This window comes from Tianweitania aestuarii (assembly GCF_018457165.1).
GTDB classification, from domain to species: Bacteria; Pseudomonadota; Alphaproteobacteria; order Rhizobiales; family Rhizobiaceae; genus Tianweitania; species Tianweitania aestuarii.
Window position 1 is genome coordinate 1 of record NZ_JAFMNX010000003.1, and the last position, 11,330, is coordinate 11,330.

Sequence of the window (11,330 nt, forward strand, 5' to 3'; positions counted from 1 at the left end):
GCGAACCCCAGAGCCGCCGGCGGCGAACCGCCCTCGTTGATGACCGCTTTCTACGAGCACACATCTCCCAAGTCAACACGCCAAATCACCCTGTGCGAACTTTTTACGACAAAAAATACGTCACCCTGCGGAAGACCCAACGGAGCCTCGTTTGGCCCGCCAGCCAACCCGCTGCGGCTCAGGAAACCTTGTTGACCTTATGCACCAGCTGCGCAGCAGGTAGGGGACGGCCGTAGAGGTAGCCCTGGATCAGGTCGCAATGTTCCTTGCGAAGGGCATCGAGCTGATCCTGCGTTTCGACGCCTTCCGCGGTGGTGATCATGCCCAGCGAATGGCCGAGCGTGGTGATGGCGCGCACGATGGCTGCCGCTTCCCGGCTCGCCGGCATCTCGGTGACGAAGGAGCGATCGATCTTCAGCTTGTCGAACGGGAACGAGCGAAGATAGCTCAGCGACGAGTAGCCGACGCCGAAGTCGTCCAGCGCGATCTTCACCCCGATAGCCTGCAGCTGCTTGAGAATCGAGACGTTGGCCAAGGTTTCATCGAGCAGCACCGACTCGGTGATTTCCAGTTCGAGACGCGTTGGGTGAAGACCCGTTCTCTCCAGGCACGACTGAACCAGCTTGACCAAGCCATCGCGCTTGAACTGCGTCGGCGAAAGGTTCACCGCGACCTGCAGCTCCTCCGGCCAAGTCGCCGCTTCATGGCAGGCCGTTTGCAGAACCCATGCGCCGAGAATGTGAATGAGCCCGGTTTCCTCCGCCAGAGGAATGAATTGCGCCGGCGAGATCATGCCGCGGGTGGGATGACGCCACCGCACGAGCGCTTCATAGCCGATCAGCTGGCGCGGAACGGCAGCATAGACCGGCTGGTAATGAAGCTCGAACTGGTCGAGCGCCAGGGCATCGCGCAGATCCGCGCCCAGAACATGACGATCGCGCGTCACCTGATCGAGATCGGGATCAAAGAAACACAGCGTTCCGCGTCCGGCGCGTTTCGCCTCATACAGTGCGATATCCGCGCAGCGCAGCAGTTCCTCGGCCGTTGAAGCATGGCGCATCGCGATCGCCACGCCGATGCTTGTTCCCACCACCACGACACGGTCATCGATGGCGAAGGGCTCGGCAAGAGCCCGGTGCAGCGCCGCCGCCAGATCACGCGCCGCCGCTTCGGGATCTTTCTCGACAAGAAGAACCGCAAACTCGTCGCCGCCGAAGCGGGCAAGCAGGCTGCCTTCCGGGATGAGATTGCGCATCCGCCGCGCGCAATCCGACAAAACCGCATCGCCGGCGCGATGACCGAGCGTGTCGTTGATGCTCTTGAAGTTATCCAGGTCGAGATAAAGAACCGCGAAGTCACCGCTTTCGGGCGCCGTGCGCAAGGCCGACGCCAGCCGCTCGTTGAACGCCGTTCGGTTGGCAAGCGAGGTCAGAGGGTCGTGATGAGCCATATAGGCCAGACGAGCAGCGGCCGCGCGCTCCTCCGTTATGTCTTCGCCCAGAACCAGGATGCGATCGGCTTTGCCATCGGAACTGGAGATCGCCAGCTTCTTCGTTTTCAGAACCCTGTCGCCCGTGGCCGTGGTGTGTCGATATTCCTCTTCGAGGATACGGCCTTCGGGCAAGTTGAGGATGCGCGCATCTTCAACGGCGATATATTGCGCGCGCCAGCCTGGAAAAAGCTCTTCAGGCGTTTTGCCCAGAATCGAGGCGCGCGGCACGCCGAGAAACGCTTCCGCAGCCGAGTTGACGAGAATGTAGCGGCAGCTCTCATCCTTCGCCATGATCACGGACGGAAGATTTTCGATCACGGCATCAAGAAACCGCCGGCTGTCTTCCACCTGGCGCTTGCTGGTTTCGGCAACACTCAAAGCTGTCTGCAGGGACGCGCGCGCCTTGTTGCGTTCCGTCATGTCGCGGATCACGAAACCCACGTAGTCACGGCCCTGATCGTTCCAGGACGCGGCGGTGAACTCGATCGGCCGCGTTGAACCATCCGGCAAGCGAGCCACGCCTTCGAACGGTTCGGTTCGGCTGCCTTTCAGCGCCGCCCGCAACTTGTCGCCTTCGATGGCCGGAAAGATCCCTTCAAAGGAATGGCCGACGATTGTTTTGCGCGGTCGACCCAGAACGCGCTCGGCGCTCTTGTTCCAGAACATGACCTCACCGTCGGAGCCGATCACCACAACCGCATCCGGTGTCGCGCGCGCCAACTCACGTGCACCGCGTTTCACGCGTTCCAGCATACGTGTCTCGATCTGCTGCATGACCAGGCTGGCCATCTGCTGAAGCAGGTTGAGCTCGCGCTCGCTCGGCCGCTGGCGCGGCTTGGTATCGATAATGCAGAGACTGCCGAGGGCGGCGCCATTCGGCGCGATAATGGGCGCGCCGGCATAAAAGCGGATCCAGGGCTCGCCGGTTACAAGGGGATTGTCGCGGAAACGCGGATCTTCATGCGCATCGCAAACAACCATGACCTGCGAATGCCGGATCGCATGATCGCAGAACGAAACGTCACGCGCCGTGTCGCAGATGTTCAGCCCGACCCGGGCCTTGAACCACTGCATGTCATCGTCGACGAGCGTGACAAGCGAGATCGGCACCTGGAACATCGACGCGGCCATCTGCACGATCCCGTCGAAGAAGCCTTCCGGAGCCGTATGCAGAATATCGTAGCGCCGCAGCGTTTCCAGGCGGAGGGCTTCGTCGTTCAAAGGCATTGCATCCGGCATATCGAGGTCCAGGCTTGCTGACCAACCGATATAACTTGGCCAAAACAAGATATGAGTAAATTCCGGGATCGCAATCCTACGAAATTTCCAGTCCTGCTTACTTTCTTCTTTAAGCGCGGCAGCGAGAACGCCATGTCGATTAACCTTTGGCGCTTTTTAAGCTGACAAAGATATAATCAGATCAGCGCTGAACCTATGGGTTTGGGTGTCTCCCAGTGCCGTTCAGCTTTCAACGGTTCCAGCCAGGGTGACCACCAGTCCACCCGGTGCATAATCAAGCTTGGTCTCGCCGTGGAAATAACCCGGCACGATGCGCTCGATCAGCCGCGAACCGAACCCGCGCCGTGTCGGCGGCACAACAGGGGGTCCGCCGCTTTCACGCCATGTCAGTTCGAACCGGTTTTCTGCGGGCTTCGTCCAGGCGATCTGGACATGCCCGGCCTCATTGCTCAGCGCCCCGTATTTTGCGGCGTTCGTGGCAAGCTCATGCAGCATCAGGGCAAGGCCCATGCTTTGCGTGGCAGTGAGTTTCATGCCGGCACCTTCCAAGCGGAAGCGTGCGGAATGATCCACATGCGGCGCAAGCGACGCGTCTATGATCGTGCGGATATCCGCGCTCTGCCAGTTGCTTTGCGTCAGCATGTCCTGCGAGCGGCCAAGCGCCATGATGCGGGCAGACGCCGTACGCGATGCGCTTTTCAGGTCTGGTGCATGACGCAGGCTTTGATCGACCACAGCCTGCACGATCGCCAACGTGTTCTTCATCCTGTGCGAAAGCTCATGCTGCAAAACCTGCTGCCGCTCTTCGCGATCCTTGAGCTGCGCAACCATTTCGCGCTGCTGCTCATAAAGGTTTCGCGTCACGGCGCGTTCTGCGCGCAGGTTTTCGGTGGCACCATGCATCAGCTCGATCAGCACGATGTCGACCGACACGATGCAGGCGTAAAACAGCAGCGCGATGATCGTTTGATGATTCACGTGAAAACTGTCGAACGGCGGGATGAACCAGTACCAGGCCGACAATCCGCCAAGAACCGCGCAGAAAATGCCGGGCCACAAGCCTGCAAAGAACGCCGTCAGGATCACGGCCGGGAAAAAGGTCAGATACGGAAAGCCGGCGGGCAACACGTCATCGAACAGGAAGCGGGCCGCCAGCGAAACGCCGAAGGCCACAAAGGCCAGCGTCCAGGATTGCACAGGGGAAGAACGGAGCCTTTCCGCCGCGCCGAAAACCGACATTGATCCCGGAACCTTCCTGTCGCGCCAAGTCTGCAAGCCAATTTCAGGCTGCTTTATTTAGAAACACCTGAATTAAACCAGTGGGCATTTCTGCGAATATTGTTCCGCATATCCCGGGAAAGATGGTTCTACAAGGACTTACGGTCATTCGCATCAAGCATCATTCTTGATGCGCTCCGAACGATTATCGCAGCTCATCCATGACGAGCTTGGACAGGTTCTTCAGAATATCCCGGTCGGCTGCGGACATGTCGCCATGTGGCTTGGTATCGGACACACACACAGCGCCCAATGTTTCCCCGCTTTCGGGATCGACCAGGGGTGCCCCGGCATAGAAGCGCAAGCCTTCGTCGCCTTGAGCGAGGGGGTTCTTGCGGAAGCGCTCGTCGTCAAGCGCGTCATAAACCACCATCGGTTCGCTGCCGGCGATCGTATGCGAGCAGAACGCGATCTGACGCGGCACCGTGCTGACATTGATGCCGTGGCGCCCGATCAGTGTCAGTTCGTCTTTTCCCACCAAAGTGACAAAGCCGATCGGCGCATCGAGAAGTTCTGCCGCACTGCGCGCAATGAGATCCAGATTGTTGGATCCTTTCTGCCGCACCGTATCGAGAGCCGTTTCCACGGCCTCAAGGCGCGCGGGTTCGGTGACCAGTCTCGGCGGCTCGGCGGCGACGGGCATCGAGGACGCCGACAAAACGCGGTTGCGGCCCGTGCGCTTGGCCTCGTAGAGCCGACGATCCGCTTGAGCGACCAGTTCCAAAGCCGCGTCCTCGGAGCCGGGCGCCTGCGTCGCGCAACCAACGCTGATCGTCACACGCTGGCCGGCGCTTTCATTTTCCTTGTGGGGAATGGCAAGGTTTTCAACGGCAAGACGGATGCGCTCGCCCACCATGTCGGCTGCAGCTTCGTCGCTTCCCGGCAAAAGCACCACGATCTCTTCACCACCATAACGCGCGCAAAGATCGCTTGGGCGGGTGCAGGCTTCGATGGCTTCGGCAACCCGGCGCAAACACGCGTCACCGGCCTGGTGGCCATAGGTATCGTTGAACAGCTTGAAGCGATCTACATCGATCAGAAGAAGCGACAGGGCCTTGTTGTCCTGCTGCGCTTTTTTATGCTCGGCTTCGAGCACTTCGTCGAACCGTCGACGGTTTGCAAGGCCTGTCAGACCATCCGTGTTCGCCTGCTTGGCAAGTTCGGCATGGGCAACAGCCAGCTTCATTTCAGCCGATTTGCGGATGGAAATATCGCGAAGAACGACGATGAAGCCCTCGTCTTCGGCAACGAAGCTGTAGCGGCCTTCGACCCAGACATAAGCGCCGGACTTGTGTTGCAGCCGGTAGATCGCTTCGGCAGGTTTTCCGGTCACCTTGGCTTCGGCGACCATCTTCTCCACCGTCGGCCAATCATCGGGATGGATGACACCACGGGTACGTTTCCCGACCAGCTCGGCCGGATCAAGACCGAGCATCGCGTGTGATGCCGGCGACACGTAACGCCGGATCAGATCTCGATCGAGCCGGATGATCAGGTCCGTGGCGTTCTCGGCCAAAAGCCGATACTGCGCTTCGCTGCGCCGCGTTACGGCCTCCGCGCGTGCCCTTTGCACGAATTCGCGGCGAACCACGTAAGCCAGCAAAAGGGTAAAGGCACAAAGGACGGTCAGAACACCGCCGATCCCCAGCGCCTGTGTGCGCCAGGCCTCAAAGATGTCCTCATGTGCCAAGGCTATGTTCAGGATCAGCGGAAGATTGCCGATGCGAACAAAGTTGTAAACGCGGGTAATGCCATCAACAGCTGCAACGCCGGAAAATGTTCCCGATTCCGAAGCCATGAAACGGCGGATGTTGGGGGATTGGGACAGATCCCGCCCGATCTGATCTTCGAGATAGGGGCTACGCATCAGAAGCGTGCCCGACTGCGAGAACAGGTTGATGGAATCGTGCGCCTTCAGTTCGGTCTGGTCGAACAGGTCGCGGAAATATTGCAGCCGCAGCGTGGCAACCGCGACCCCGGCAAACGTGCCGTCGGGCGCGTCTATCCTGCGACTGAGACCAAGCACATCATCATCCCCGGTCAACCGACGCTGAAAGGGCGTGCTGATATAAAGACCGAGCAGTGCGTTCTTTGCATGAGCCTGGAAATAAGCGCGATCGGCGAAATTGTCGGTGCGCGGCGGCAAGCCACCGGCATCGCGAACCACATTTCCATCCTTGTCCAGGATCAGAAGGCTGGTGAAATACGGCCTGATGAGCGTGGAGCCGAACAACAGAGACTGTTGCAGCTGCGGGTTGAGTTCAAGAAAGGCCGGGTCCTGGAGCTTGGTGACCACACCTTGCAGCACGCGGTCGTAAGATCCAATGCTGCTGTCGATTTCCTGCGACAGAACCGTCAGCAGGTTGCGTGCACCGGTGTTCGCGATCGTCCAGCTGTCGCGACGAAGCTCCGTCAGCATCAGGGCAGAAGCACCGCAAAAGCCCAGAAGCAGACTTGCTACCATTAGCCAATAGCGGAGATGCCGGTTTAAAAACATAGATACACAATACGCTCGACGCGTGGTCTGGAGCCGAGAGCGTGCGCCGTAAACCTGTTTGAACCCGCGACCGATTTTAGCACTGGCAGCTAAACCCTAATAAGGCCTTGTATCAGACCTTGGCGCCGGGTTGCAGTCTCCATCAAGGCTTAACAACCCGTCACCAGACCCGATCAACACCAGCTGCCACATCCTGGCAGATCCTGGTCGTTTTTAGCGCTTGCGCACGAATTCGGTCCGCAGCACCAGCCCCTTGATCGCCTCATGCCGGCAATCGATCTCTTCGGGATTGTCAGTGAGCCGGATCGACTTGATGACCGTACCCTGCTTGAGCGTCTGCCCGGCGCCCTTGACCTTCAGGTCCTTCACCAGAACAACCGCATCGCCATCAACCAGCACGTTGCCCGCCGCATCGCGGACTTCCGCCTGCCCCGCTTGCGCGGCTGCAGCCATTTCGGATGCCGGCCGCCATTCGCCCGTGACTTCGTCATAGACGTAGTCGTCATCTTGATCCGACATAACGGCTCCTGCTTGCGCGACTTCTTATATGAGGTGGCCTACAACAAAGCAGGCTCCTGTACAAACAGGCCGCCAACAATTAGCGTGGGCCGCCGCCCTCCCTCAACGACGCCGAGCCTGGATCACCGTTGCCGACGGCGCCAAGCCGAACTGCTTGCGATAATCGGCGGCAAACAGGCTCATGTGATTGAAGCCCCAGCTCATCGCCACGCGGGTGATGTCGCCCGTGGCACATTTGCCGCCGACCAGTTCGGCATGAACCCGCTCCAGCCGCATCCGCTTGAGAACGCCGAGCGGCGTGTCACCACGAACGTCGCGAAACGTCCGATGCAGCGTGCGCGCACTCGTACCGGCAGCCTCGACAATATCCGTCAGCGTCAACGGATCACGCAGCCTGTCGGCCATGAACCGCTCGGCCCTTTGCACATAAGACGGCACCGGTCCCGAACGCACGCAAGGCTGCGGCGAAGCTTCGAGTGCTGCAGCCAGCGACAGAAGCAGACAATCCTCGAGCCGATTAGCCAATCCATCGTTGAAGAACGCGGCGCGATCCACTTCGATCTCGCGCATCACGAACTGCGCCAGCTGGTAGAAGGCCTTGCCTGCCGCATTGTCGAGCGCAATAACGCGGTTCTTGTAGGTAAACTGCTCAACCACCGCCTTGCCGCCGATCAGCTCGATCTGGCTGTCGTTCAGGTTGAAGATCAGCATGCGGGTTGCCGGTTCGAACTCGAGGTCGATCGGCGAATGCGCATCCACCAGCTGCGCGTTCAAGCCGGCCCCATAAAGCAAACCGTCGCCGCGACGATCGCGTGAAACGAATTGGCCCTGCAGCGGCACTTGCAGAAGCGTCATGTCGCGATGCGCATCCACCGCGATCCGCGCCTGCCCGCCAATGCGGATCGCCGTCAGCCCGAACGGGCGCATCGATCCATGCGAAACTTCGGTGCGGTAATGAAGGCTCGACTTCTGGCTGATCCGACATGGGCGCAGCAGACCGGACATGGTGGCCTGAAAAGCATCGAGCGAAGGCGACAACTGGTAGAAGCAACCTGCTTGCGTCATCGTCATGTCCCCTGATCTTTTTATTTGAAGATTAAACTATCAACACCGTCGTTCTACGCAAGCCATGCTTCGCGACGGCTCTTCCGATCGTGATTTTGGCGCTCAGCCGACAGAATGGCGCTTAAACGATAGAAAGGCGGACGCGCCTTCGTAGCATCGCCCCCAAGCAGCCGAAGTGCTGCAGCGCCGATAAACAAGCGCAAACAAGGGGAAGTGCGATGAAAGCAATCATCGTCGGCGGTGGCATTGGCGGTCTGACAACAGCCCTCATGCTGCATGCCCGCGGGATCCAGTGCCAGATCTTCGAAGCCGCGCCCGCCATTCGCGAGCTCGGCGTCGGCGTCAACGTTCTGCCGCATGCCATCCGCGAGCTGGCGGAACTCGGCCTTCTACCCGCTCTCGACCAGATCGGCATCCGCACCCGCGAACTGATCTATGCGACCCGCCAGGGCCAGGAAATCTGGCGCGAGCCGCGTGGGATGGATGCCGGTTACGATGTGCCGCAATTCTCCATCCATCGCGGTTACCTCCAGTCCATGCTGCACCGAACGGTGCTCGAACGGCTCGGCCCGGATGCCGTGGTGACCGGCCAGGCCTGCACCGGCTATGAACAGAACGAAGGTGCGGCCATTGTTCATTTCGCGGACGGCTGCGCGACCCGCTCGGCCAGCGCCGATATCGTGATTGCCGCCGACGGCATTCATTCCGTGATCCGCCGCCAGATGTTTCCCCATGAAGCCGGGCTGAAATGGAACGGCGTCATGATGTGGCGCGGCGCAACCGAAACCGAGCCCTTCCTCGATGGCCGCACCATGATCGTGGCCGGAGGCTTCACCTACAAGCTTGTTCTTTATCCGATCGCGCGGGGCACACAGCCCGGCAAGATCCTGAACAACTGGGTCGTCACCTACCGTCCGGGCGCCGATGGCGCGCCTGCGCCCAAGCGCGAAGACTGGAGCCGGCGCGGAACGCATGAAGAGCTGATGCCGCATGTCGAGAAGTTCGGCGTCGATGTGATCGACCTGCCCGCTCTCGTGCGCGCCACCGACACCTTCTTCGAATATCCGATGTGCGACCGCGATCCCCTGCCCTGGTGGACGGATGGCCGTGTGGCGCTGATCGGCGATGCCGCGCATCCCATGTATCCCGTTGGCTCCAATGGCGCGAGCCAGGCGATCATCGATGCCCACACCCTGGCAGACTGTCTTGCGCGGGCCGATCATGGCCGCGCGGGTCTCGCCGCCTATCAGGCGTTACGCTTGCCGGCCACGAGCGAGATCGTCAGGCTGAACCGCAAGGGCGGCCCGGAAGGCGTCATCGATGAAGTCGAGCGGCGCGCACCGGATGGCTGCGGTGACCTCGACACCGTGATCAGCTTTGCCGAACGCGAAGCCATCGTTCGCGGCTATGCCGCAACGGCGGGCTTTTCGACCAGTCAGGTCAACCAGGCCCGCGCTTCCTGATCGAACCACAAGAAGGACCATCACGATGACCCAACCCGAAGCCGGCATCACCCAGTCCGGCACGTCCATCGACGGGATCGTCTGGAACATTCTCGGCCAGACCTATGTGCCCAAGCATCATTACGAAAGCTCGATGTCCTGGCACGCCACCTTTCCGCCCGGCACCTTCGTTCCGCCCCACATCCACACCACGCAGGACGAGTTCATCTACATGCTGGAAGGGCGCTTCGACCTTCTGCTGGACGATAAGGAAGTGGTCGCAGGACCCGGCGATCTGATCTGCCTGCCGCGCAACATCGTGCATGGCATCTTCAACAAGTCGGATCAAACGGTGAAGTGCATCTTTTGGGTATCGCCATCGGCGAAACTGTGGGACCTATTCACGAAGATCCACAATGTCGGAGACCCCGAGGAAGTTGTTCGGATAGCATCGGCACATGAGGTTCAGTTCCTGCCTCCGCCAAGCGAATAAGGAACCATCCGGCAACGGCGTGTGGGAGCGCGGTTGCCGGGTGTATGACGTCAACAAGATACCCTTAAGAGGTGGAACGATGAGCAAGATGACGAAACTGGCGCTCGCTTTGCTGACTGCAACCGCGCTGACCGGCGCAGCCCATGCGCAGGAGAAGAAGCTCAAGATCGGCCTGATCTACACGCTGAGCGGACCGGCCGCGCTTCTCGGCGAACAATCGCGCGACGGCTTCATGCTGGCCGCCGAAAAGCTCAACAACAAGTTCGGCGGGCTCGATGCCGAGATCATCGTTCAGGATGACGAGCAGAAGCCCGATATCGGCGTCAGCAAGGCGCAACAGCTGGTGGAGCGTGATAAGGTCGACTTCGTGGTCGGCCCGATCTTCTCCAACGTGCTCAATGCCATTGTGAAGCCGGTCACCGATTCCGGCGCCTTTCTCATCAGCACCAATGCCGGCACGTCCAATCTCGCCGGCAAGGACTGCAACCCCAACCTGTTCGTGACGTCCTACCAGAACGACCAGATGCACGAAGTCTCCGGCAAATATGCCGAAACGCAGGGCTACAAGCGCGTTGTTCTGATCGCCCCGAATTATCAGGCCGGCAAGGACGCGCTCGCCGGCTTCAAGCATTCCTATAAGGGCGAGGCCGCGCAGGAGCTTTATGTTCCCCTCGGCCAGCTCGATTTCTCGGCTGAACTGGCGCAGATCGCGGCCGACCAGCCAGACGCCGTTTACGCCTTTCTTCCCGGCGGCATGGGCGTGAACTTCGTCAAGCAGTACCGCCAGGCCGGCCTCGAAGGCACGCCGTTCCTGTCCGCCTTTACCGTCGACGAAACCACGCTTCCTGCACAACAGGACGCTGCCCTCGACTTCATGGCGGGATCGAACTGGGCACCGGACCTCGACACGCCGGAAGCCAAGGAATTCACCGCCGCCTACGAGCAGAAGTACAACCGCGTGCCCGCGACCTACGCCATGCAGGCCTATGACGCGGCCATGCTGATCGATGCGGCGCTGAAGAAGACCGGCGGCAATCTGGAAGACAAGGATGCGCTGCGCGAAGCCATGAAGAGCGCCGAGTTCCACTCGCCACGCGGCCAGCTTGCCTTTGGCGACAACCACTTCCCGATCCAGGATTTCTACCTGACGAAGGTGGTCAAGCGCGAGGACGGCAAGTTCGCGACGTCCTATGTCGAAACCATCTTCGACGACTACAAGGACAACTACGCATCCGAGTGCAAGATGTAGATCCTGTCGGGCGATCCGGCCGCTCTCAGGCTTGAGGATCGCCCTTCCCCGCATCT

Annotated in this window: 8 protein-coding genes; 3 read left to right on the forward strand and 5 right to left on the reverse strand. The window is 60.2% G+C overall.

Features of this window, described 5'->3' with window-relative positions:
- Positions 1-178 precede the first annotated feature (178 nt).
- The 5 genes from JYU29_RS11905 to JYU29_RS11925 all read right to left on the reverse strand — a co-directional run bounded on the left by JYU29_RS11905 (position 179) and on the right by JYU29_RS11925 (position 8,090).
- The gene (locus tag JYU29_RS11905) at positions 179-2,731 is read right to left on the reverse strand and encodes a bifunctional diguanylate cyclase/phosphodiesterase (RefSeq protein ID WP_213985062.1); all 2,553 of its coding nucleotides are present in this window, start codon (positions 2,729-2,731) and stop codon (positions 179-181) included.
- A 222-nt stretch (positions 2,732-2,953) separates the two neighbouring features.
- A complete protein-coding gene (locus tag JYU29_RS11910) occupies positions 2,954-3,970 on the reverse strand; it encodes a sensor histidine kinase (protein WP_213985063.1) in 1,017 nt (338 codons plus the stop codon).
- A 184-nt stretch (positions 3,971-4,154) separates the two neighbouring features.
- Positions 4,155-6,428: a diguanylate cyclase domain-containing protein gene (locus JYU29_RS11915; protein WP_213985064.1), complete on the reverse strand. Its 2,274-nt coding sequence runs from the start codon at positions 6,426-6,428 to the stop codon at positions 4,155-4,157.
- Positions 6,429-6,719: 291 nt separating this feature from the next.
- The gene (locus JYU29_RS11920) at positions 6,720-7,025 is read right to left on the reverse strand and encodes an alkylphosphonate utilization protein (RefSeq protein ID WP_213985065.1); all 306 of its coding nucleotides are present in this window, start codon (positions 7,023-7,025) and stop codon (positions 6,720-6,722) included.
- A 102-nt stretch (positions 7,026-7,127) separates the two neighbouring features.
- Complete coding sequence (locus tag JYU29_RS11925) at positions 7,128-8,090, reverse strand: AraC family transcriptional regulator (protein ID WP_213985066.1); 963 nt, start codon at positions 8,088-8,090, stop codon at positions 7,128-7,130.
- 218 nt (positions 8,091-8,308) lie between these two features.
- Between JYU29_RS11925 and JYU29_RS11930 the strand changes: the two genes are divergently transcribed.
- The 3 genes from JYU29_RS11930 to JYU29_RS11940 all read left to right on the forward strand — a co-directional run bounded on the left by JYU29_RS11930 (position 8,309) and on the right by JYU29_RS11940 (position 11,274).
- Positions 8,309-9,553 carry a flavin-dependent oxidoreductase gene (locus JYU29_RS11930; protein WP_213985067.1) on the forward strand — a complete coding sequence of 415 codons (1,245 nt, stop codon included), beginning with the start codon at positions 8,309-8,311 and terminating at the stop codon, positions 9,551-9,553.
- Positions 9,554-9,578: 25 nt separating this feature from the next.
- On the forward strand, positions 9,579-10,025 hold the full coding sequence (locus JYU29_RS11935) for a cupin domain-containing protein (protein ID WP_213985068.1): 447 nt from the start codon (positions 9,579-9,581) through the stop codon (positions 10,023-10,025).
- A gap of 79 nt (positions 10,026-10,104) precedes the next feature.
- The gene (locus JYU29_RS11940) at positions 10,105-11,274 is read left to right on the forward strand and encodes an ABC transporter substrate-binding protein (RefSeq protein ID WP_213985069.1); all 1,170 of its coding nucleotides are present in this window, start codon (positions 10,105-10,107) and stop codon (positions 11,272-11,274) included.
- Positions 11,275-11,330: the final 56 nt, after the last annotated feature.